Source organism: Ensifer adhaerens (assembly GCF_002940685.1).
GTDB classification, from domain to species: domain Bacteria; phylum Pseudomonadota; class Alphaproteobacteria; order Rhizobiales; family Rhizobiaceae; genus Ensifer; species Ensifer adhaerens_E.
The window spans coordinates 74,162-95,228 of the sequence record NZ_PNFP01000013.1 but is presented as its reverse complement, the minus strand read 5'-3'; the positions used below and the strand labels follow the sequence as shown (position 1 = coordinate 95,228).

Annotated in this window: 21 protein-coding genes; 11 read left to right on the top strand and 10 right to left on the bottom strand. The window is 60.7% G+C overall.

Annotated features, from left to right (window positions below; all coding sequences use genetic code 11):
- The first annotated feature begins 52 nt into the window (after nt 1-52).
- Nucleotides 53-1,672 (top strand): ABC transporter substrate-binding protein, encoded by a 1,620-nt coding sequence (locus tag C1A35_RS23955; RefSeq protein ID WP_104666775.1) that lies wholly within the window; start codon nt 53-55, stop codon nt 1,670-1,672.
- On the opposite strand, the gene C1A35_RS23950 is transcribed toward C1A35_RS23955, so the two are convergent.
- From C1A35_RS23950 to C1A35_RS23920, 8 genes are all read right to left on the bottom strand, one after another.
- Nucleotides 1,615-1,923, bottom strand: coding sequence for a hypothetical protein (locus C1A35_RS23950; RefSeq protein WP_158665144.1), 309 nt, complete (start codon nt 1,921-1,923; stop codon nt 1,615-1,617). The genes C1A35_RS23955 and C1A35_RS23950 overlap by 58 nt on opposite strands.
- 206 nt (nt 1,924-2,129) lie before the next feature.
- Nucleotides 2,130-2,360, bottom strand: a complete 231-nt coding sequence (rpsU, locus tag C1A35_RS23945) for a 30S ribosomal protein S21 (protein WP_057249963.1) — start codon at nt 2,358-2,360, stop codon at nt 2,130-2,132.
- Nucleotides 2,361-2,526: 166 nt separating this feature from the next.
- Entirely contained in the window at nt 2,527-3,330 is an 804-nt protein-coding gene (locus C1A35_RS23940) for a L,D-transpeptidase (protein ID WP_104666773.1), read from the bottom strand.
- 227 nt (nt 3,331-3,557) lie between these two features.
- Nucleotides 3,558-5,129: a DHA2 family efflux MFS transporter permease subunit gene (locus C1A35_RS23935; RefSeq protein WP_158665143.1), complete on the bottom strand. Its 1,572-nt coding sequence runs from the start codon at nt 5,127-5,129 to the stop codon at nt 3,558-3,560.
- 16 nt (nt 5,130-5,145) lie between these two features.
- Nucleotides 5,146-6,315: an HlyD family secretion protein gene (locus C1A35_RS23930; protein WP_104666771.1), complete on the bottom strand. Its 1,170-nt coding sequence runs from the start codon at nt 6,313-6,315 to the stop codon at nt 5,146-5,148.
- A 115-nt stretch (nt 6,316-6,430) separates the two neighbouring features.
- Complete coding sequence (locus C1A35_RS23925) at nt 6,431-7,426, bottom strand: LysR family transcriptional regulator (protein WP_104666770.1); 996 nt, start codon at nt 7,424-7,426, stop codon at nt 6,431-6,433.
- A 65-nt stretch (nt 7,427-7,491) separates the two neighbouring features.
- A complete protein-coding gene (locus tag C1A35_RS36030) occupies nt 7,492-7,773 on the bottom strand; it encodes a hypothetical protein (protein WP_158665142.1) in 282 nt (93 codons plus the stop codon).
- 12 nt (nt 7,774-7,785) lie between these two features.
- Nucleotides 7,786-8,736: a LysR family transcriptional regulator gene (locus tag C1A35_RS23920; protein ID WP_104666769.1), complete on the bottom strand. Its 951-nt coding sequence runs from the start codon at nt 8,734-8,736 to the stop codon at nt 7,786-7,788.
- 89 nt (nt 8,737-8,825) lie between these two features.
- On the opposite strand from C1A35_RS23920, the gene C1A35_RS23915 reads away from it, so the two are divergent.
- From C1A35_RS23915 to C1A35_RS23870, 10 genes are read left to right on the top strand one after another with little or no spacing between them, the layout of a single operon-like run.
- The gene (locus C1A35_RS23915) at nt 8,826-9,449 is read left to right on the top strand and encodes an NUDIX hydrolase (RefSeq protein WP_104666768.1); all 624 of its coding nucleotides are present in this window, start codon (nt 8,826-8,828) and stop codon (nt 9,447-9,449) included.
- Complete coding sequence (locus C1A35_RS23910; RefSeq protein ID WP_104666767.1) at nt 9,446-10,444, top strand: Gfo/Idh/MocA family protein; 999 nt, start codon at nt 9,446-9,448, stop codon at nt 10,442-10,444. The genes C1A35_RS23915 and C1A35_RS23910 overlap by 4 nt, the downstream gene beginning before the upstream one ends.
- Before the next feature lie 3 nt (nt 10,445-10,447).
- Nucleotides 10,448-11,602 carry a DegT/DnrJ/EryC1/StrS family aminotransferase gene (locus C1A35_RS23905; protein WP_104666766.1) on the top strand — a complete coding sequence of 385 codons (1,155 nt, stop codon included), beginning with the start codon at nt 10,448-10,450 and terminating at the stop codon, nt 11,600-11,602.
- A complete protein-coding gene (locus tag C1A35_RS23900; protein WP_104666765.1) occupies nt 11,599-13,482 on the top strand; it encodes a DegT/DnrJ/EryC1/StrS family aminotransferase in 1,884 nt (627 codons plus the stop codon). Before C1A35_RS23905 ends, C1A35_RS23900 begins: the two co-directional genes overlap by 4 nt.
- Complete coding sequence (locus tag C1A35_RS36025; protein ID WP_158665141.1) at nt 13,479-14,855, top strand: NAD(P)/FAD-dependent oxidoreductase; 1,377 nt, start codon at nt 13,479-13,481, stop codon at nt 14,853-14,855. Before C1A35_RS23900 ends, C1A35_RS36025 begins: the two co-directional genes overlap by 4 nt.
- Entirely contained in the window at nt 14,852-15,556 is a 705-nt protein-coding gene (locus C1A35_RS23890; protein WP_158665140.1) for an HAD family hydrolase, read from the top strand. The genes C1A35_RS36025 and C1A35_RS23890 overlap by 4 nt, the downstream gene beginning before the upstream one ends.
- Nucleotides 15,553-16,818, top strand: coding sequence for an MFS transporter (locus C1A35_RS23885; protein WP_104666762.1), 1,266 nt, complete (start codon nt 15,553-15,555; stop codon nt 16,816-16,818). The genes C1A35_RS23890 and C1A35_RS23885 overlap by 4 nt, the downstream gene beginning before the upstream one ends.
- A gap of 20 nt (nt 16,819-16,838) precedes the next feature.
- Nucleotides 16,839-17,717 carry a hypothetical protein gene (locus C1A35_RS23880; protein ID WP_104666761.1) on the top strand — a complete coding sequence of 293 codons (879 nt, stop codon included), beginning with the start codon at nt 16,839-16,841 and terminating at the stop codon, nt 17,715-17,717.
- 7 nt (nt 17,718-17,724) lie between these two features.
- Nucleotides 17,725-18,540 (top strand): HAD hydrolase family protein, encoded by an 816-nt coding sequence (locus tag C1A35_RS23875; protein WP_104666760.1) that lies wholly within the window; start codon nt 17,725-17,727, stop codon nt 18,538-18,540.
- Complete coding sequence (locus C1A35_RS23870; RefSeq protein ID WP_104666759.1) at nt 18,537-19,109, top strand: nucleoside 2-deoxyribosyltransferase; 573 nt, start codon at nt 18,537-18,539, stop codon at nt 19,107-19,109. The genes C1A35_RS23875 and C1A35_RS23870 overlap by 4 nt, the downstream gene beginning before the upstream one ends.
- A 250-nt stretch (nt 19,110-19,359) precedes the next feature.
- Here the strand turns inward: C1A35_RS23870 and C1A35_RS23865 are convergent, their stop codons facing one another.
- Nucleotides 19,360-19,587: a hypothetical protein gene (locus C1A35_RS23865; RefSeq protein WP_104666758.1), complete on the bottom strand. Its 228-nt coding sequence runs from the start codon at nt 19,585-19,587 to the stop codon at nt 19,360-19,362.
- A complete protein-coding gene (locus tag C1A35_RS23860) occupies nt 19,584-20,936 on the bottom strand; it encodes a S8 family peptidase (RefSeq protein ID WP_104666757.1) in 1,353 nt (450 codons plus the stop codon). The genes C1A35_RS23865 and C1A35_RS23860 overlap by 4 nt, the downstream gene beginning before the upstream one ends.
- Between the last annotated feature and the right edge of the window lie 131 nt (nt 20,937-21,067).

Below are 21,067 nucleotides of genomic sequence, written 5' to 3'. Positions count from 1 at the left end.
TTTTCCGGCGCCATCCGCCGTCACATTGCATTTCCTTAGGGAGGACACACCAATGAACGTGAAATTCGCGCGGACACGCAAGTCCCTTGTCTCGCTCTTCGCCGCAACCATGCTCTCGGGCGCTGCACTGACGCCGGCCATGGCAAAGACACTCGTCTATTGCTCGGAAAGCGCGCCCGAAGGGTTTGACGCGGCACTTTATTCGGCCAACAGCACCTGGGACGCATCGGCCGAAACGGTCTATGACCGCCTCACGGAATTCGAGCCCGGCACCACGAATGTCGTTCCGGGGCTCGCCGAAAGCTGGACCATTTCCGCCGACAATCTCGAATACACGCTGAAACTGCGCGGGGGCGTGAAGTTCCAGACGACGGACGATTTCACGCCAACGCGCGATTTCAATGCCGACGACGTGCTCTTCACCTTCAACCGCCAGATGGACAAGAGCGATCCCTGGAACAGCTACTTCCCTGGCGCGAACTGGGAAATGTTCAACGCGATGGAGATGCCCGCGGCGATCAAGGAGATCGTCAAGGTCGATGACAAGACTGTCAGGTTCGTGCTGAACCAGCCGGATGCATCGCTTCCCTCCAAGCTGGCGCTGAACTTCGGTTCGATCATGTCCAAGGAATATGCCGACAAACTGGCGGCCGACGGACGGCGCGAGGACCTTGATCGCAAACCCGTCGGTACCGGGCCGTTCCGCTTTGTCGATTACCAGCAGGACGCAGCCATTCGCTTTGCGGCGAATTCAGATTATTGGGCAGGTGCCCCGAAGATCGACAACCTGATCTTTGCTATCACCACCGATGCGACGACGCGCATGCAGAAACTGCAGGCCGGTGAATGCCACGTTGCTCCCTATCCCGCACCCGCGGACGTGGCCGGCCTCAAGGCAAATCCTGACCTCAACGTGCTGGAACAGCCGGGCCTCAATGTTTCCTATCTGGCGATGAATACGCTGGTGCCGCCGTTCGACAAGCTGGAGGTGCGCCGGGCCATCAACATGGCGATCGACCGGAAGGCTATCGTCGATTCGGTCTTTCAGGGCATGGGCCAGATCGCCCAGAGCGTCCTGCCGCCGACCATGTGGGGTTACAACGGCAGCATCGACGGCTACGGCTACGACGTCGAGGCGGCAAAGAAGCTTCTCGACGACGCTGGCGTCAAGGATCTGAGCATGAAGATCTGGGCGATGCCGGTCAGCCGTCCCTATATGCCGAACGCACGCCGTGCGGCCGAACTGATGCAAGCGGATCTCGCCAAGGTCGGCATCAAGGTCGAGATCGTCTCCTACGAATGGGGCGAATACCTCAAGAAGTCGCGCGACAAGGCGCGCGATGGCGCCATCATCCTGGGGGGTACGAGCGACAACGGCGATCCGGACAACCTGCTCAGCTACTTCTTCAGTTGCTCAGGCGTCGGCGGCAGCAACAATGCCAACTGGTGCTACAAGCCACTGGACGAGATTTTCCAGAAGGCCCGCGCCAGCGCGAACCAGGCTGAGCGGACCAAGCTCTACGAAGAAGCACAAGCAATCATCAGCGACCAGGCCCCCTGGGTTCCGATCGCACACTCGACTGTCGTGCTGCCGATGTCGAAGAAGGTGAAGGGCTACGTCATGGAGCCTCTGGGGTCGCATCGCTTCGACAAGGTCGACATCGAGGAGTAGGCGGCCGCAAGTGTCAGAACAAGGCCGGCGGCCATGCAGAGAAGGCAGACACCGAACTTCGCGGCAAGGAGAGGAATACGGCCTGCGCGCGGCACGAGGTTGCGCCAGGCCGAGAAGCGATATTCGACGTAGAATACGCAGGAGACGCCGATCGCATAGAGAAGCTGCGAAATCGGGTTGCCCGCGATCCCCAAAGATTGCGCAGCCGACAGAAGCGCATCGGGCTGAGCGCGCGGTCCGGCGAGAGCCATTCAGCAGACGCGATGGTGTGCTGAGCCCACGCCGATGCGCGATCAAGCACGAAAGGAGATCACAATAGTACTCGGCGGGGGGGGGGGGCGCCCGGTTCTCGGCTAATTGCCGGGGCAATACCCAGCCTCCTGCGGCGACCAGTTATCCGGTCAAACCGCGCGCGAACGGGTTCGGCCGCAAGCGGCCGCCCCAAGCGTTCCTGAAGTTATCTGCTCTTTTTCGGTTTCGAGGGAAGCAGGCCTTCGCGCTGCATTTGCTTGCGAGCATTCTTGCGCTGGCGGCTCACGGCCTCAGCCTTTTCGCGCGCTCTCTTGACCGAGGGCTTTTCAAAAGCCTCGCGCATCCGCATTTCGCGAAAAATGCCTTCGCGCTGGAGTTTCTTCTTCAGGACGCGGAGCGCCTGATCGACATTGTTATCGCGTACTAGAACCTGCATGAGCCGCTCGTGGGTTGGAAAAGGTCGCTCAACTTACAAGTTTTCGCGCTGATTCCAAGTTCATAGTTCGCAGAAACGCGAACTTTCTAAAATATAGGGAGGCGACGATGAAGCCGGGTCAGGTGCAAAATTCCGGACCTCGAACGATTGCTCCAGCGGAAGGCCTTCACGCCACCACGATCGGGACCTTGGTCGGCGACGCCTTGACCCGGTTGTAAAGGTCGATGACGTCCTGATTGATCATGCGCACGCAGCCGGAAGACGCTTGAGTGCCAATGGTCCACCATTCCGGCGAGCCGTGCACGCGATAGCCGGTGTCGTGGCCGTCCTTGAAGATATAGTGCGCGCGGGCGCCGAGCGGGTTGTCGAGCCCACCCGGCTGACCACCCGACCATTTCACAAGCTCAGGCTTGCGCGCGATCATCTCCTTGGGCGGCGTCCAGGTCGGCCACTGCTTTGTGTACTGGATCTCGGCGCGGCCGTTCCATTCAAAGCCGGCCTTGCCGATGCCGACGCCGTAGCGGACCGCTTCACCGCCTTCCTGCACCCAATAGAGATACCGCTCGTTGAGCCGAACCACGATCGTGCCCGGCGGCTCGCCGGTCGGATCGATTACGATCTGACGCCGGAATTCCGGCTTGACCTTCTGGAATGGGACTGCCGGGATCACGAGACCATTATCGACTATCGACGCATACATCGTGCTGTTGTCGGTGATGTTGCTGTCGACGCTGATCGGTGGGACCGGTCGGATGGACCCGGTCGACATGCGGTCAACGCCGACAGGCGGCATACCACCAGACGGCTCCATTGGTTCCAGCGACGGGAGGTCGAGGGCCTGCGAACAGCCGGAAGCGCCGAGCAGGGTCATGACGCCGAGGCCCGAAAGCACAGCGCGGCGGGAGACAATATAACCTGTCTCCGGGATGGGGACGCCGGAGGGCAGCTTCTGATCTTGCGGCTTACGCATACATTTTTACCCGAACGAACGGTTGGCATCATACCCACCGGATGGGCGCATCTTCACAATTCATGGTTAACAAGGCGTAAAACCGGCCTGCCCGCTGGTTTCCACGCGAGGGTAGGGTGGTAGACGCCATGGGCATAACTCAATTGCCCGTCGGAAGGGCGACATTTCTGGTTTCGGGCAACAGCACCCGGACAACGGAAACATTCCTTCCGGGCTGGCGCGGAAAACTAAAGAAACCGTCCCGGCAGGGTCGGCCGCCGCATCGCAAGCGTGATTGCCACTACAAGCAACGTTGCGATACCCAGTACGAGGAAGGCATCGGAGTAGCTGAGGACGAATGCCTCACGCTGGAGGCTGCGCCCGACTACGGCCGTTGCTTGCGCCAGCGCATCCTGCGCGCTTGCACCTTGCGATCGAAACCCATTGGCAATCGTCTGTAAACGCTGGTTCACTTCTGCGGCGCCGCTTTGTACATGCAAGCCCAGAAGGTTCGAATGGAGCTGTTCTCGGATGCGCACGAGGGTCGTTACGAGCGCCATGCCCACGGCGCTGCCGAGCGTGCGGATGATGTGGACAAGCGAGGCGATCCAGGGGATCTCACGAAACGTGATGTCTTCCGTGATCACCACCATCGTCGGGATTGCAATCAGCGGCGCCCCGAGTGCCTGCAGCAGGACCGCCACGAGAAAGTCGTCCGCGATCCAGACATTGCTGACATTGACGGCGAACAGGATCCCGGCAGCGGTCAGCAGGCCCCCGACAACCAGCAGGTTCCTGGGGTCGATGCGATAGCACAGCCACGCGACGAAGGGCGCAAGCAGGAACTGCGGCGCGATCGTCATGAGGAACAGCGGTCCGCTTTCCAGCGCGCGATATCCCTGAACCCGCATCAGATATTGCGGGATGACAAAGGCCGAACTCATGATCGCGATCCGGCTTACGAACATGACGGCAAGCCCGAGGCCGATGTTGCGGCGCAGGAGAAGCTTCGGGCCGACGACCGGATCGGGATGAAGCACGGCATGAACGAGAAAGGCCCCGATCAGGAAGATACCGGCTAGAAGAAGCCCGACGATCAGCCCGGAGTTCAGCCAGTCCAGCCGGTTGCCCTGGTCGAGCGCTGCCACCAGGGCAGCAAGACCGAGAGACAGCGAGAGCAAGCCAAAACCATCGAACCGGCGAAAACGCAAGTATTTCACGGGATCCCTGACGAGGCCGTAGGCGGCCGCCAGAAACGTCGCCGCCCCCGGAAGCGCACTGAGCCAAAAGAGATACTGCCAGGACAGATGGTTGAGGATCCACGCCTCCAGCGACACCGAGAGGCTCGGCGTCGCCACGGATACGAGCGCGTAGAGCGACAGCCCGTAGAGGCGCTGGTTTTGCGGCAGGTGCCGCATGATCACGGCATAGGCCATCGGGATCAGGATCCCGGCGCTCAGGCCTCGCAGGGCCTGCAGCGAAAGCAGGAAGAAGAGGTTGGGGCTGAGGGGTGCCGCAAGCGAGAACGCCGTGAACAACGCCGCGCCGATCATGACGCCCCGTGCGGGCGACAGGATTCCGCGCAGCCAGACCGCGGCAGGGATTGCCGCAACCTCGGCCACGACATAGGCGGTCGTGATCCACGACGCCTCGTCGAAGCCGAGGCCGAGCGCGCCCCTGATATCCGCAAGGCCGATCTCGGTCATGCGGGAATTGAGAATGGAGGTGAAGGTGCCGAGCAAAACCGCGGCGATCGCGGTCACCGTTGCCAGGCTGGGCAGGTCTGATCGGCCTTGCCGCGCGAACGAAACGTTGATCACAGCCAGATCCTCCCGATCAGCGACCAGTAGCGTCAGCCATCTGGTCGGTATGGATCGTCGACAGAACGGACATGCCCGGCCGCAACAGATCCTTCAGCCCGTCGGGAACGTCGGTAAGTGCGATCCTGACGGCGATGCGCTGGGCCACCTTGGTGAAGTTGCCGGTGGCGTTGTCCGGCGGCAGCAGGGCGAACTCCGAACCGCTTGCCGGCGAGATCCGCTCGACACGGCCGTAAAGGGTCTCGCCGGGAAACATGTCGACGGCGATGGAGACCGCTTGACCGACCCGGACCTTGCCGAGTTGGGTCTCCTTGTAGTTGGCGACGACATAGACGTTCGGAAGCGGGACAACGGAAATGACCCGCATGCCCGGCGACACATACTGACCGGTGCGAACGCTGCTTGAATTGACGACGCCATCGGACGGAGCGGCGATCCTGGTGCGGGCGAGCTCGATCTCGGCAAGCGCCAGCTCCGCCTTGCGGCTCGCCAGGTCTGCTTCCGCCTGTTCGCGTTGGGTGCCGAGCACGCTCACCTCTTCGCGCGTCGCAGCGGCGTCCGCTCGTTTCTCGGTCAGTTGCGCTTCGAAGCGTTTGATCCCGGCAAGCGCTTCCTCGAGCCTTTGATTGGTCGACCAACCGTCGCGCGTCAGCGCCGTCTGCCGGGCGTGCTCGGCCTGCGCGCGGTCACGATCCGCGGCGATCGCCGAAATACCGGCTTCCGCCTGCGCGATCAGGCGCTGCTGCAATCGAAGCCGACTGTCGACGTTGCGGATGGCCGCTTCACCGGCGGCAACCGCCGCCGAGGCGCGGGTCACTTTCGCCTGATATTCCGACGCATCGATCTCGGCGAGGAGGTCTCCTTTATGCACACGCTCGAAGTCGTGCACGGCGACCCTTCTAATGGTGCCTGCGACTTGCGCGCTGATCGGAGCGATGTCGGCGCGCAGATAGGCATTGTCGGTCGACTGGTTGGTGAAGCCGGCGACCCATTGCCCCCAGCCAAGCGGAACAACCACGGCAAGACCGATCCCGCCGACGATGACTGCGGTTCGGGCCAGCGCGAGATAGCTCCTGCGCCGGAATTTTCGGGTGTCTGCGGCGGGTGCCTTGGTGTCGTCAATCGACCCGCGTGCCGTCGTTTCGCGCGGGCTCTTAGGGGACAATTCGGTAACGATGGCGTTCATTGTCGTCGTCTCTTTCGCCGGAGCGGCAGGATCAAGATTTCAACAATATGGCCCTCAAGTCCTCATGAATGAAATGAACGCTCGTCACTTGATGCATGAATGTGGTTCATGATCCTTAAGCGAGAATCTGATGCTGATCGGCGGCATAGCTCCGTGAACTTGCGATGAGTTCCTCGCGAAGCCAGCGCACGGACGGGTGTGCGCCCATCGTGCGGTGGGACAACATGGATACTTCGAGCGGAGGCGTCTCGTAGGGCGGCTCGCGCCAGACAAGATCAAAGGCCTGCGCCGCCCGCTCGGCAAGGCGCAAGGGCGTGAAGGCGATCATGTCGGTCGTCGCCACGAGCGCAGGAACGACGAGAATATGCGAAACGGTGGCGCCGACCCTTCGTACCAGGCCTTGCGCCGCGAGCAGGCCTTCGATGTGGCGTGGATTGCTGGTGATGTGCGCCCGCTCGAGGCCACCCTCGTCGATCGTGCCGCCGCCATGCGCCTCGGAACGATCGGAAATCAGGATGTCGACATGCGGCGACATCGACAGTTGCTGCAGGCCAAAGTCACCGGTCGCCGCCGGATGGTCCTTGCGCATCAACCAGACGCTGCGATCGGAAAAGAACGGTTCCCTGACAAACCGGGTGGGTGTCTTGCCGAAGACGCCGATCGCCGCGTGAATGGAACCGCGATCGAGTTCCTCGGCGATGTTCATTTCACTCAATGAGCGCACACGGCAGCGCGCGTTCGGCGCGCGCTCGCGCAGGCGCGCCATGAAGTCGGCAATCGTCGTGGCGGTTATGTAGTCCGACGTGGCAATGGAGAATTCGATGTCGGAGGAATCGGCGTGAAAAACCGGCTCGCAGATCGCAGTTTCGATCTGCCGCAACGCCGGCTTGAACGCCTGGGACAATTCCATCGCCCGCGGGGTGGGATGCATGCCGTCCGGGCCGCGAATGAAAAGTTCGTCGCCGATGATCTCGCGCAAGCGTGCAAGAGCGTGGCTGATCGCGGACTGCGTCAGACGCAAACGGTCTGCCGCCTTGGTGACACCGCGCTCATCGAGCACGGCGTTGAAGATCCGGATCAGGTTCAGATCGAGACTATGAATATCGCGCATGCTTAGGATGCCACCCTTTCATTTGATCCCGGCCGGTTTGTCCCCCATATCCGGGCCGGCCCAGCTTATCCTTTAGCCCGGCGCGACAACCACCCCTCGGGAAGAACGAAATGAACGACAACGAACACGGTTCGACAAGCGCTTTCGCCTCGCACCGCCTGCGCGATCGAATTGCGGCGGATGGACTTGCCTATCTCCTCGCCTTGATGCCCGTGGCTCTCCTGCTCCACTAGAAACGAAACCTCGAGCAGCGCTTCATTTCGTTCGGATGCGGCACCCTGCAGGAAGGTTGGAGTCTGCACTGCGAACCCGCCCGTTCCGCCGCACGCGCGAACCAGGTCGATCATGTGCGGGAGGGGTCAAACCGCGACATTGCCGCCGCGCACAAAGGCATCTCTGATTGCGCTCTCGAGCGCCGCAATCTCCGGGACCGAAGGTGATCGGCCGCGCAAGAGATTGATGTGCATATATGGAAGCTGCGGCAGCGCGCCGTCGGGAATGACTTCTAGAAAGCGCGGCACGGTTTCAGACAAGAATGGCGCAATCGCCATGTCTGCGGCCAGCATCGCCAGGACGGTGCCAAGGCTGCCGACCTGCGTAACGGGCCGCCAAACAATACCCGCGTCATTCAACGCCTCGGATACAGGGGCGCGAAACATGTCTCCGTCGTCCCCCAACGCAACCATCAATGGTTGATTGCGATACGTTCGGGCATCTCGGGCACCGACCCACACAAGCCGATCTGTGACAATGCGGCCATCGCTGTCCTCGCCGACCAGTTCGGTCGTCAGGGTCAGATCGACCTGGCCAAGCTCCAGCAGTTCTCGCAACTTGCCGCTCGCCAGGCTAACGAGCTTGACCCTGACGTTCGGATGTTGCTGAGCAAAACAGCGCAGAATGTTCGGGATGTATCGCTCTACAAGGTCGTGCGGAACGCCTAGACGGATCTCGGTCTCCTCAACCGAGCGGCGAACTTCCCGCAGGATCTCATCATTGAGGGCAATCAATTTTACGGTGCTGCCGTAAAACAGTCTGCCTTCGGGGGTCAGCCGTATCCGGTTTGCGAGGCGCTCGAACAGGATCATGCCGATCTGCTGTTCCAACCGGCCTATCTGTTGACTGACGGCGGATTGCGTGAGGTTGAGCCGGCGCGCTGCCTTGGTGATTTGCCCCGATTCCGCGACGGCGACGAAGGCCCGCAGCAGCACCAGGTCAAGATCACGCGGCAATCCCAAACGAACATCCTCAATCGCCTGCGGCTTTACCTGCCGAATTCTCAAGTGAGTAGTACGATTGCTAATGGCTACCATCGCAACCTTTGTCTGTAAAGGTTGCGTCGCCTGAAATAGGCTCCCGGAAAGATTGCAAGGCCAAGCCCTTCGAGACCGCGGGGAATAGAATGAATCTCGACAAGCCTCGTTCCGAAAACATCTGCGCCGAATGGGAGAAGCTTCACGGCGGACAGCTCCCGGCGCCTTGCGCCTTGTCGGAAGGCTGGGTTTCCATTCCTTACGTTGGTCGCTACCAGTTGCAGTCTACGCGTGATCGAGACAATGCCAGTGCGGTCCTGGAGTTGCTTTCGCAAAGGTCCGACCCTTTTGGTCGGGATAGCCTGCCCGGTCATATCACGGCGTCCGCATTCATTATCAACCCGCGCCGCGATGCCGTGTTGCTGACGCATCACGCCAAGCTTGATTGCTGGCTGCCGCTTGGTGGGCATTGCGACGGAATACGTGATCCGCGTTTTTCGGCACTGCGCGAGTGCTATGAAGAGTCTGGCCTGAAATGCATCGTGGGGTTGCAACAGGATCTTTTCGACATCGATATCCACGACATTCCGGCAAGCGGTTCCATGCCGCAGCACACCCACTACGACCTTCGATTTTTGCTGCAGGCGGACGACAGCGCTCCCCTGAAGCTGACCAGTGAGTCCAAGGCGCTCCACTGGGTCGGCCTCGAGCAGCTCCCAAGCTATACCGACCGGCCATCTGTGCTGGTTCTTACAAGAAAGCTAAGCATATGATAAAACTTGGTTTTGTTGGCTATGGGGCGCAGGCGCAGGAGATTCTGGTTCCCTGCTGCCAGACACTTCTCGGTGCTGAGATTCACGCGATCTGCGACTACGACGCCGACCGCCAAAGGGATGCGGGCCGGCTGTTGCCGCCGCATCGGATATTCGGCGACTATCGACACATGATCGAGACATGCGAGCTGGATGCTCTGATTGTCGCCTGCTATCCGAACGAGCACTACCAGATTGCAAATCACGCCATCGAACGACGTCTTCCTGTTTTCGTCGAAAAGCCGCCCGCGCCTTCAAGCCTTCATCTCAGGTCATTGATCGAGCATGCGGAGCGCCGCAGTTGCACGACCGGCGTCGGCATGAATTTTCGTTATGCCAGTGTGACGCAGCGGCTGAAGACGCTCGCCAGTGGACCGCTTCATTCGATAACGCTGCGCCATTTCTGTAACAAACCCACCGTTCCGCTTTGGAATCAAAACGAGCTGTTGGGTTCGTTTCTCTACGCGCAGTCCATCCACAGTATCGACTTCCTGATCGACCTTTGTGGCCCTGTCGCCGACGTTTCCGTCTTTGGAGATTGCGACGGCTCGATCGTCGTCATGACAGTCATCCTGCGATTTTCCTCCGGGGCAACGGCCTCGCTCGTGACGAGCAACACGAGCCCTCATTTTGTCTTCGACTTCGACGCGATCTGCACGGGCGGGCGGCACATTACCGGCAAGACGCTCTGGGAAATAGGCGTGACCGAGGTCGGCAAGACCTATGCGGGAGAGGAAACGAAGCGCTGGAGCGAACATTGGGCACACAGCCCGCTGGAGTCGGGCTTCACGCGGACCGGTTACGCCGGCCAGCTCACCGAGTTCCTGGATGCCGTTCGCGAAAAGCGCGAATCGGCGATCAGCTTCCGGTCCGTGCTGGAGACCTATCGCTGCCTGGATGAGATCGAGGCGCAGGCGAAATCACAAGATCTCATTTTCGTGCAAAAGGCGTCCTGAACCATGCAAACGAGCGCAAAGACCTCCCGGCAACTACAGAACCTTCACATTCATTTTGATGAAATCGATCTGCATGCGGTTACCAGGGCGTTCAACTCGACGAGTTTTTCCGGACGATCGCCAATCATCGCCGACTATGAAGCTGTCATCAGCGCCTATTTCGGCAGCCCGCATGCGCTTGCCTGCAGCAACGGCACCGTGGCAATCGAACTCGCGTTGCGCTCTCTCGAACTGAAGCCCGGCGCTGCGGTCGCGGTACCGCCGACCGCGCCCGTCATGACAATCTTGCCGGTTATCTCACTGGGTCTGCGCCCGGTTTTCTATGACGTCCGCCCCGATAGCTTTGCACCCGATCTGGATGATCTCCGTTCGCTTTCTGCGGAAGGAATCGCGGCCCTGATCACTGTGCCGATGTGGGGGTACCCGTGGGACATGGAGGCTGTGGCCGGCTTTTGCAGTTCGAACGGGATCGCTCTGATCGAGGACTGCGCCCATGCGTTCGGCACCGAAATGAATGGGCGCAAGTTCGGAACGTTTGGCGATATCGCGACCTTCAGCACCCATGAGCGCAAGCTGGTCAGCACCGGCGAGGGCGGGTTCTGCATTACGCCGCATGCTCATCTGCACGAGCGCATGCGGACTTGGCAGCATCACGGCGCGCTCTTCGACGCCAGCGGCGCATACCGCGTCGGCGAACGCATCGGCAGCAATTCCAAGCTTGCGCCACTTTGCGCGGCGCTCGGCATATCGCAGTTTGCCCGCCTCGACATCAAGATAGCCAGCCGCCGAGCCGTTGTGGCCAGGCTCCGCGAAGCACTGAAGCCGTGCAAGACCCTTGTGGAATTCAATCGCTATCCAGGCTCGGAAATCAACGGATATGCCATGGTCTTCTGGTTCGAAGGCGAGGACCGTGGCCGCAGCCAGCTCCTGGCGGCCAGCGGCATTCAGTCGGATACGGTGCGCTACAACTACAAGCCCCTGTATCACGCTCCTGCTTTCGCGCGCTATGCTCGTCCTTGCCCCAATGCTGAGAAGCTGATTGGCTCGATCATCACCCTCCCATGCCACGAGGGGCTGAGCGAGAACGATATTTGCGAAATCGCCGCTGTCGTTGAGGACATTTATGGTCGCGACTACCGGCGATCGGTAGCATCATGACGTCCCAGGCCAAATCGAACGACGTCGCGGCGTCTCGCGAGGCCCTGGCGCAAGTGGCTGAGGACGCGGCAATCCATGCCGAAGTCGAGGCGGTCTTGGCCGCGGCCATGGGTCCCATGGACGATGGCATGTCTCACTTGGCGCTCTACGAGCACGCACTTGCATCTCGCCTGGGCTGGAAAGACGCCGTCGCCGTGTCCTCCGACAGTGGCGCCATCACGGTGCTGCTCGGAGCGTTGAACATGGCGCCGGGAGATGCCGTTCTCGTTTATTATGCCGCACCCGCCTGGCTGTTCGGTGCCCTCGATCAGGCGAGGGTAGATGTTGTCGGCCAGACGGACATTCAGGCTATCCCCGCTGGCTTCGGGCCGAAAGAGCTCGGTCGCATCAGGGCGGTTTTTTGCGCGCCCGACGGTGTCGGCGGCGACGACCTTGCGGGAGTCCGGTCAAAGGCGGCCGGCCTCGGCGTTCCTCTCGTCCTCGACCTGACGCGTTGCCTGGGAACACATGCGGCCATCACCACAAGGGCAGGCCACGCCCCCATCGCGTTTTTTTCAACCGGTCACGATCAGGGGCCGTTCTCGACCGGAGAAGGAGGCGTTCTGCTTTTTGAAGACGGTGAAGTGGGCGAACGGGCACGCAGTTTCGCGCAGTTCGGGAGGCTTGACGGCGTCCACGTCGGGGTGAACCACAAGATCAGCCCGGCGCAGGCTGCCCTCGGTCAGGTCCGGCTGGAGCAGGTTTTCCCAGGATCAAGCGGCATCAAATCCGGCGCCACGTTCATCAAGCAGGCGGCCCCCGCCAACTCCAGGCTTACGGATCGGTTCGACCCCAGAAGCCCGGCGGATCGCGCCGAAGTCACCCTTGCCCTGGCCGGCGATCTTTCGGGTGCGGGAGAACCGGTCCTGCGCTATGAGCGGGCGCTTGAGAAATGGTTCGGGGCCCCCCATGCGTTAAGCGTGTCGTCAGGGTATGCCGCGGTGCTCGTGGCTCTCTCCGCTCTTGGCCTGCAGCCAGGTGACGAAGTACTGCTGGCCCCGACGTGCCCACTTTGTACCGTCTTTGCATTAACGGCGATCGGGGTGATCCCCGTCTTCTGCGACACCCATCGCGACAGCTTTTCGCTGGATCTGGATCAGGCGCGCAGCCGGCTGAGCCCCCGCACGCGGGCCGTTATGGATGTGCCGATGTGGGGATATCCAGTGCAGGCCGACAAGACTTCCCAGTTCGCGAAAGCCCATGGTCTCTTCTATGTGCTCGACCTTGCGCTCGGCCACGGGACAGAGCTGGATGGCCAACTCATCTGGAAACACGCTGACCTCGCTACCTTTTCCACGCACGGCAGCAAGATTCTGGTGACGGGCGAGGGCGGTTTCGTCGTCTGCGCAAGCCCCGAGCTGGCGGCTCGCGTACATGCCGCACGGCACCATGGCGATCGCGACAGAGGCGCGAACTACAGGCTGGCTGGGGTTCAGGCGGCCTTGGGTATCGCCCGGCTGCCTCTTCTTTCCGGCCATATCCTGCGCCGCCGCCAATTGATGGACGAGATCGCGGAAGGACTTGGCAATCCCCATCTGGCTCCGTTTCCGCAAGTCTCGGGCGGCCTCGCATGCGGAGTGAAAATGCTGATCCAGGAGCGATCCGACGCAGGCTCGTCGCTCAACGAGCATCTGGCAACGCTTGGTGTACCCTCGGATATCCGGACATATCGCTGCCGGCCACTCTATGAGTTTCCGGTGTTGTCCGAGCGGCGCAGCGAATGCCCAAACGCCGCATCGCTCCTGTCTTCCGTCGCAACTCTACCGGTGCATCCGGGGATCACGCCTCATATGCGTGACCACATCATCTCCGCCCTGAACAGTTACCGGAGACGCCCATGAGCAATCCGGCAGCATGTGATACGGCGAACCAGGCGGTTGTGATCGGGGCCAGCGTCGCAGGGCTACTGACAGCCAGCGTGCTCTCCGCACACTTTGATCGGGTCCTGGTGCTTGACCGCGACCTGCTGCCGTCGACGCCGGAACCTCGGTCGATGGTACAGCAGGAACATCACGTCCATTTGCTCCTGCAGCGAGGCAAACTCATCATCGAAGGCCTCCTCCCCGGGCTGATGGAAGATCTGGAGCGTGAAGGCGCACTGGTCGCGGACCTTTGCCTCGACGTCAAGTGTCACCATGCCGGCCGGTGGAAGCGCCGCTGGCACAGCGGAATCACCGCACACTACTGCTCGCGAACGCTCCTCGAACATGTTTTGCGACGCCGCGTAAGCCGGATCGAAAACGTCAGGATTGCGGCTGCGACTGATGTCGAGGGGCTTATCTTCGACGAAACCAACCGCCGGGTGGTCGGCGTGAACGCGCGCGAGCGCAACAACACGCTTCGCGAGATAAAAGCTGCCCTTGTGGTCGACGCCGGCGGGCGCGGATCGAAGGCAGAGCAATGGCTGGCGGGGGTTGGCTACGGGGCGGTTGAACGCGAACAAATCGTCACGCATCTGGGCTATGTGTCCGGCATATTCGAACCGCCGGAAGGATTTAGGGCAGACTGGCAGGTGCTGCTCTGCCTGCCGAAACTGCCCGCTCAAAAGCAGATGGCGGTGGTCAGCCCGATTGAGCACGGTCGCTGGATGGTGACGGCAGGCGCTTGGTTCGGTCAGCAGCCCACCCCGGATCTCACCGACTTTCACGACTACCTGGCGAAGCTGCCGATACCGGATCTCTACGAGGCCGTCCGATCGGCACGCCTGATCGGGGCGCTGAAACGATACCGAATGCCCGGCGGCCTGCGTCGACGGTTCGACGCAATGGCGGAGTGGCCGGAAGGCTTTCTTGCCATCGGGGACGCAGTCTGCAGCATCAATCCGATCTACAGCCAGGGCATGAGCGCCTCGGCGCTGCAAGTCGATGCCATTCGACCGCACCTGCACCGGGTTAATGGACGACGGGGCGCCTGCCGGGAGTTGCAGGCGGCGATATGCCAGTCGGTCGAACACCCTTGGCAGCAGGCCGCAGCGGTGGAGCGGCGTTTCGAAGGTGTAGGCGATCGGCCGAGCCTTTCCGACCGACTGCGTTTTGCCTATTTCGATCGCCTACTCGTCGCATCCGCCGTCAACAGAAAGGCCGCGATCGCTCTTCTGCGCGTCAACAACCTGATGGCCGGCCCCGAAACGCTTCTCGGCGCCGGCATGGTGTTCCGGGCACTTCTCGCGCCGATCGGCGCAAGGTTTTCCCCACACCTCGGAGAGACCCTATGAATGACTACGGCCAGTATGCCCACGTCGTCTTCGACTGGAACGGAACGGTGATCGACGACTTCGACCTGGCCGTGCGATCGGTAAACAGGGTTCGCACTGCCGAGGGGTTGGAGGAAATTGACCATTCGACCTATCGACGACTTTTTCGCTTCCCCATTGTCGAATTTTATCGCGACATCGGTTTCGACTTCCGTGCGACGCCGTTCGATGTCTTGGTGGCCAGCTATCTGCTACACTTCGATGCCGAGGTCGGTGATTGCGCGCTGTGCGACGGCTTTCACGAACTGGTGGAGATCCTTCGTGCAGCCGGCAGCCGGCTCGCCATCCTCTCCGCATCGCACCAACAGACACTTGTGCGAACCGCCCAACGTCTGCAGGTCGCTGACAAGGTCGACCATATCTTTGGCCTCGATGACAGTGCAGCTTCTGGCAAGATTGCCCGTGCGCGCGAGCTTGATCGACGGCTGGAGCGCGAGCCGGGTGCGCGCGTGCTCCTGATCGGTGATACCGATCACGATTACGCCGTGGCTGTCGATCGGAACTGGGACTTTATCGCCGTCGCCAGCGGGCATCAGAGCCGCTTGCGGCTGACATCGCTGGGGGTGCCTGTCTTCGACCGGCTGAGCGACCTGGCGGCGCATTTCTGCGCAGCGCAAACCCAGTCAAAGGCGCGGCCCGCGGGCGGGACGGTGCGCGCATGACACAGCCCGTCCTCGCCCGCGGCACCTGGTTCACAATCCTCATTTTGTGGTTCGCCGGCATCTGCGCCGCAATGCAATTTGCAAAGATGTCGATAGCTTTCGGCGAGCTGCAACGCGAACTCGGTGTCAGTGCTTCCCTGGTGAGTACGCTCATGGGGGCAACAGGCCTGTTCGGGCTCATCTTCGGGGTCAGCGGCGCCGCAATCGCGCGTTCGATCGGTTATCGACGCGTTCTGCTCGGCTCTCTCTATATAGCCGCGCTGCTGTCCTTCGCCGAGGCTGGGCTGCCCTCGGTCGAAACCTTTTATGCGCTTCGGTTGCTTGAAGGGATAACCAACCTTCTGATCGTCGTCGCCGCTCCAACACTGATGAGTGCCCACGCTCCTCCTGGACGGCTGCCGTTTGTCATGGGGCTGTGGGGCACCTTCTACGGCGTGGGGTTTGCGGTTGCAGGCGTCGTTGGTCCGCAGCTGCTTGCCCTTGGAGGCAGCGTCGCGCTGCAGGCCGCTCACGGCGTGCTGACAATCGTGATCGCACTGCTCCTGACCGCCCGGCCCCTGGCGCAAACGCCAGTCGCCCCACGGGGTAAGATCGGCCTGGCCCAAATGTTCCGGCAACAGGTCGGCATTATCGTTGCCGCGTATCGCAAGATGCGCACGTCTCTGCCCGGCTTGCTGTTCTTCTTTCACTCCTCGATCTATCTGGGCCTGCTTGTTTTCCTGCCCAGTTTTGTGCCCCATCAGGCCCTCACTCAGTTTCTCTTCGTCGCCATGCCGCTGATCAGTATTTGCGGAACGCTGACCGCCGGCTTTCTCGTCCAGGCAGGTGTAAGCGCGGGCAGGGTTCTGCTTTGCGGCTTTGCGCTGCTCGCGCTCCTTCTTTGCGGTTTCCTGGTGCCTGAGATCTCGACATACGGCGGCGGCTCGATGTTCGTGGCTCTTTGCTGCGCTGCCATCCTGGTGTCCGGCGTTCTTCAGGGAGGTATCTTCGTGTTGACATCTCACCTGGCAGCCAATCCCGGAGAGGAAGCGCTCGCCTTTGGCCTGATTGCCCAGCTCGGTAGTCTCGGCAGCATTCTCGGACCGGTGATCTTTGCCAACCTCATTGAACTGGGTGGCCTTAACGCGTTCGCCTTGTCGAGCCTCGCAGGCATCGTAATGGCCACGCTGGTCGCCGCTCTCGGCCTATCGCGAGTGAGCCCGAACATCGTCGCTCGAACAATCACAGGCCCAAAGCCCAACGAAATCGGACCGTCTATCTGAAGCTTCCGGAGGAACCGCGCATGACAGAGAATGCCACCAGCATTACGCCACAATGGAACGACGTGCGCGCCTCATGGGACAGTCTGCAGGTTTTGCGCCGGGGGGAGTCGAAGGAGATTCGGATCGTTGACGATGCACATGTCATCGTGCGGATGATCCCGAGCCTCTATTCCTACACGCAGAATCGCTCTGCCGTTATCGAAGGTACCGATACTGCGCGCCTTCGGTCATTTCAGCGCCTCGCCGCGATGCTGAAGCGATCGGGCGTGGACGTCGCGACTGTCGCATTCGGCGACGACTACTACATTACCCGGCGATTGAAAAAGGACGGAAAGGATTACGTTCCGCCGCTGGAAGTTATTGTAAAGGCTCGACACGTCGGAACGCCAAAACACAGCCTGTATCGGATCGAAGACTATCCGACGCTCGACGGCGGCCACTTCCGCCCGGATCAGCCACACCTGCCTTACGTACGGTTCGACTACACGAACCCACTCACCAACTCAGATGGCCAACGGTTGCGCGACGAGTGCATCCCCAATCAGTTGGCAGCGCATTTTATCGACGTCGCCGCAGCTGAACAGACGGCGATGGCCGCGTTTGGCTGCCTATTTGCCCATCTGAGTACCTGCGGCATCCGTCTCGACGACATCTGCTTGAAGATCGACCACACCGGGCGGGTTGTCTTTGGAGAGATTTCCCCGGACTGCATGCGCTCCGCATGGGTCGGTGAAGAAGACGATTTCTTCGGACTGATGGGAGAGGACACAAGCAAAGACACCTTTCGCGCCGGTTCTTCGCCTGAGGTGGTCCGAAATCGCTACGATCGCTTCGTGGCCTTGCTCAATCGACCGGTTCGAGCGCCGGTTTCGCCCTTCTCCTCTCCATCGATTGGTTGAGTGCGGGATGGCTGCCTTTGCCTTTGATCTTGACGGAACGATCTGCTTCGACGGGCAGAGCATCGCCCCGACAATTCTGGATGCACTGGAAGAATTGGCATCCAACCATCAGATCATCATCGCTTCAGCGCGCCACCCGGTTAACATTCGCGACGTCGTTCCCGCAGCATTGTTTGCCCGGATCGACATCGTTGGCGCGAACGGCGCAATCGCTTATGCGGCGGGGGTGCGCGTTCACCGGTGCGTCATGGCCGCCCCAGTCGCACGTTCGGTGTTGCAAACCCTCGAGGCCGCGCGATGCGCCTACTTCGCGTATGGCGAGGACTTCGTGATCGTCAACTCCCGTGGGATGCACCTCGCAATAGCGCGCGATCTCGGCAGAAAACTCCGTCCGGGATCCGACCGAGATCTGGCGGGCGTTTTGAAGGTGCTTGCGTTGCCCGACGAAAATTGCGCCGAGCCGTCATCGCAGTGCCAGGCCCTGGACGGGGTTCGTATCGAGCGGCACAGCGACGGAACTTTCGACGTCATGGGCGCGGACGTCGACAAAGCCCTTGGCATCCGTGCTTTGATCGCCGCAGATACGCCGCTGTTTGCGGCCTTCGGCAATGACAGCAATGATGAGGCCATGCTCGAGTTGAGCAGGCACGCCGTCGTCGTCGGCGATCACCCGTCATTGCTGCGCATCGACAGGCGGCATCTCCGGTCGGGGCACGATCAGACCGAGAGAATTGCAACGACCATCCGTCACCTCAACATCGAAAGCTCGGCAGTTCCAGGCAAGACTGGAGCCGGCGTTCCCCCGCAACAGAGGCAGCCATGAGATCGATCTATCTTGCAGGTCCCGACGTCTTCTACCCCGACTTCGAACAACTGGTCGCGCGCAAAGCCGAACTGGTCCGCCAGCGCGGATTCTTGCCTATTTACGCCGGCGTGATGGACTACCCCGTGGCGCCAAGCAAATGGCAGACGGGCGTTGCCATAAGCGCAGTCAACGAACTGCTGATGCGGGGCGCGGACATGCTGATCGCCAATCTGACACCCTTTCGCGGTCTCGCCGCGGACACCGGTACCGCGTTTGAGATAGGCTTCATGTCGGCTCGCGATAAACCGATCTACGCGTATAGCAATGCATCGGCGAAGCATACCGAACGGATCGTCCAGTTTTACAACGGAGAACGACGCATAGATTCTTCGGGCTTGCCGCGAGGGTCGGACAACACCTTGATCGAAGATTTCGAAATGACCGACAACCTCATGATCGACGGGACCGTGGCGCTTCGAAATGGACGCATATGTGTGCCGCCTGATGGGAGGGATCTGCCTTTTGATGACCTTAGAGTTTTTGAGGCATGTTTGAATGCGCTCGTCTTGGCCGAGTGCGGCAAGTAGGGGTCGGAATTCAGGGCAGCACTTCGGGTTACCGCGGGGAAACTCAACGTGGGGCAGCGCCTGCACGCTCCAAACCAAGGGATTTCGGCTTCGTGGAAAGTCCAGGGCAACGGAAGGGCCACTTCCCTGAATGCGCCGCATGAGGGCCGGTCGCCACATCTCCAACCCTTCTGCCAACAGGCCATTGTCCTGATCGCGACGCTCGACTTCCTCGGTCCGATTCAGATTACACGTCGGTCGAATGATCCGGTCAGCTCGCCTGGGTCTTGTAGGTGCTATCCTCGCGGACTGACGAGACACCCTTCACAGTGCGAAGCGCACCCACCGCATGAGGATCGACACTACCGTTTACAATCATGAAGCGCTCATGGCTCTCCACTTCTTCGAGGCCTTGCGACTTCAGGGCCTCGACAATCTCGCTCAAACGGCGGCTCTCGCTCATATCGACCCGTATCGTGACTCCGATCTTATCGGTCATATTTCACCGCTTCCTTTTGCTTGAAGCAGCCCCTTGCCGACGTCTCTTGCCGGGTGGGGGAGGGGCTTCGTAATCTGAATCAAGCGTGCCCATAACGCCCATCCCCGCAGCTTCTGATCAGACTCGGCAATTAGCGCCGCAACGCCTGCGACATGGGGGGTCGCCATGCTGGTGCCATCCCAACGATCATACTTATCATCTGGCAAAGACGAAAGTATGTCCACGCCGGGGGCGGCAACGTCGACTTCCTGGCCCGGGTTCAGGCCGCCGCATGAGAATGACGCCGGATCGAGCGAGCGGTCGATGGCGCCAACCGCCAGGATCGTGGACGCGTTCGCCGGAGAGCCGACCGGCGCTATGCGTTGAGGACGCGTACTCTCGTTCCCAGCGGCGGCAACGACCAGAGTTCCGGCGTCGAGGCATACCCGCCCGATTTGCTCGTAATCGTCGCTTGGCGAGTCACCAACTTGCGTCGGAGCGCCCAGCGACATTGAAATAATGTGGCAACCCTCGTCCAACGCCCAGTCCATGCCCGCGATAATCGATCGGTCGGTTCCGAAACCATCGTCACCCAGCACCTTTCCCGCGTAGATTTCTGCGTCGTAGGCGATGCCATAACGTGGCCCGGTGGTCGGTCGTAGCGGACCGCACGCCGTCCCAATGCAGTGCGTGCCATGACCGTGTACGTCATCCTGGGAACTATTTGTTGCGAAGAGTTTCTTCTTGACTGCCCGACCGACAAAGTCCTGATGAGTTTCGTCGAATCCGGTGTCGAGCACCGCCACCTTTATCCCGGCCCCACTCAAGGCGCTTTCGAGAACTCTGACAACCTGCAGACCCCAAGTGCTGCTCGTCTCGTCAAAGACGGTGGAAGCGATGAGGCCCCCGGCCGCCTTTCTGCCCAGCAAACGATCGATGAGGTCGTTTACGCCGTCACGATACCCAAGTAGATAGTCGAAATTCTGAGCTGTTGTAAGGATGCTCGTGTCCGGCTTGCAGTCTAACTGCCTTGTCGCTGGACCACCAAGGGCGCGGTAGGATCGCTCGGGACGAACTGCGCTTACAACTTTGCGCTGCACCGCGTTTTCCAGCATGGGCTTCAGTTTCTCGCCGTCTCGGCGCACAATCGCGATGCCGAAACGTTCAAAGTACTGAACATCGGCTCCGTCAAAGTCGTTTGGTACCGCAGCCGCGCTGCGGAAATCTTTCGACGACGCCACGCGAAACCCACTTTTCTCAAGTTGCTGTACGCCGTCGCTGCTTGCCTTGGGCGTAAATCGCACCACCGTGCCAAGACCTGATGTGCTGTTGCCGTGGCCGCTGACGCTACGCCTTGCTGACTTTGCCATAGTATTATCCCCCCGATGACAGGTTTTTAAAGACAATACTCAATGTTCAATACTTGATCTGAACGACGAGTAGGGGCCGGTGAGTGAAGCCGATACCGTTTGAACCCCAACGCCAAGTGCATTTTTATGCA

Bases quoted from the DNA above. Each gene is read 5' to 3' on its own strand.
- C1A35_RS23920 (WP_104666769.1), bottom strand. From the start codon at position 8,736: ATGGTAGCCATTAGCAATCGTACTACTCACTTGAGAATTCGGCAGGTA.
- C1A35_RS23900 (WP_104666765.1), top strand. From the start codon at position 11,599: ATGACGTCCCAGGCCAAATCGAACGACGTCGCGGCGTCTCGCGAGGCC.
- C1A35_RS23905 (WP_104666766.1), top strand. From the start codon at position 10,448: ATGCAAACGAGCGCAAAGACCTCCCGGCAACTACAGAACCTTCACATT.
- C1A35_RS23915 (WP_104666768.1), top strand. From the start codon at position 8,826: ATGAATCTCGACAAGCCTCGTTCCGAAAACATCTGCGCCGAATGGGAG.
- C1A35_RS23865 (WP_104666758.1), bottom strand. From the start codon at position 19,587: ATGACCGATAAGATCGGAGTCACGATACGGGTCGATATGAGCGAGAGC.
- rpsU (WP_057249963.1), bottom strand. From the start codon at position 2,360: ATGCAGGTTCTAGTACGCGATAACAATGTCGATCAGGCGCTCCGCGTC.
- C1A35_RS23885 (WP_104666762.1), top strand. From the start codon at position 15,553: ATGACACAGCCCGTCCTCGCCCGCGGCACCTGGTTCACAATCCTCATT.
- C1A35_RS23870 (WP_104666759.1), top strand. From the start codon at position 18,537: ATGAGATCGATCTATCTTGCAGGTCCCGACGTCTTCTACCCCGACTTC.
- C1A35_RS23950 (WP_158665144.1), bottom strand. From the start codon at position 1,923: ATGGCTCTCGCCGGACCGCGCGCTCAGCCCGATGCGCTTCTGTCGGCT.
- C1A35_RS23925 (WP_104666770.1), bottom strand. From the start codon at position 7,426: ATGCGCGATATTCATAGTCTCGATCTGAACCTGATCCGGATCTTCAAC.
- C1A35_RS23860 (WP_104666757.1), bottom strand. From the start codon at position 20,936: ATGGCAAAGTCAGCAAGGCGTAGCGTCAGCGGCCACGGCAACAGCACA.
- C1A35_RS23880 (WP_104666761.1), top strand. From the start codon at position 16,839: ATGACAGAGAATGCCACCAGCATTACGCCACAATGGAACGACGTGCGC.
- C1A35_RS23890 (WP_158665140.1), top strand. From the start codon at position 14,852: ATGAATGACTACGGCCAGTATGCCCACGTCGTCTTCGACTGGAACGGA.
- C1A35_RS23875 (WP_104666760.1), top strand. From the start codon at position 17,725: ATGGCTGCCTTTGCCTTTGATCTTGACGGAACGATCTGCTTCGACGGG.
- C1A35_RS23910 (WP_104666767.1), top strand. From the start codon at position 9,446: ATGATAAAACTTGGTTTTGTTGGCTATGGGGCGCAGGCGCAGGAGATT.
- C1A35_RS36025 (WP_158665141.1), top strand. From the start codon at position 13,479: ATGAGCAATCCGGCAGCATGTGATACGGCGAACCAGGCGGTTGTGATC.
- C1A35_RS23940 (WP_104666773.1), bottom strand. From the start codon at position 3,330: ATGCGTAAGCCGCAAGATCAGAAGCTGCCCTCCGGCGTCCCCATCCCG.
- C1A35_RS23955 (WP_104666775.1), top strand. From the start codon at position 53: ATGAACGTGAAATTCGCGCGGACACGCAAGTCCCTTGTCTCGCTCTTC.
- C1A35_RS23930 (WP_104666771.1), bottom strand. From the start codon at position 6,315: ATGAACGCCATCGTTACCGAATTGTCCCCTAAGAGCCCGCGCGAAACG.
- C1A35_RS36030 (WP_158665142.1), bottom strand. From the start codon at position 7,773: ATGATCGACCTGGTTCGCGCGTGCGGCGGAACGGGCGGGTTCGCAGTG.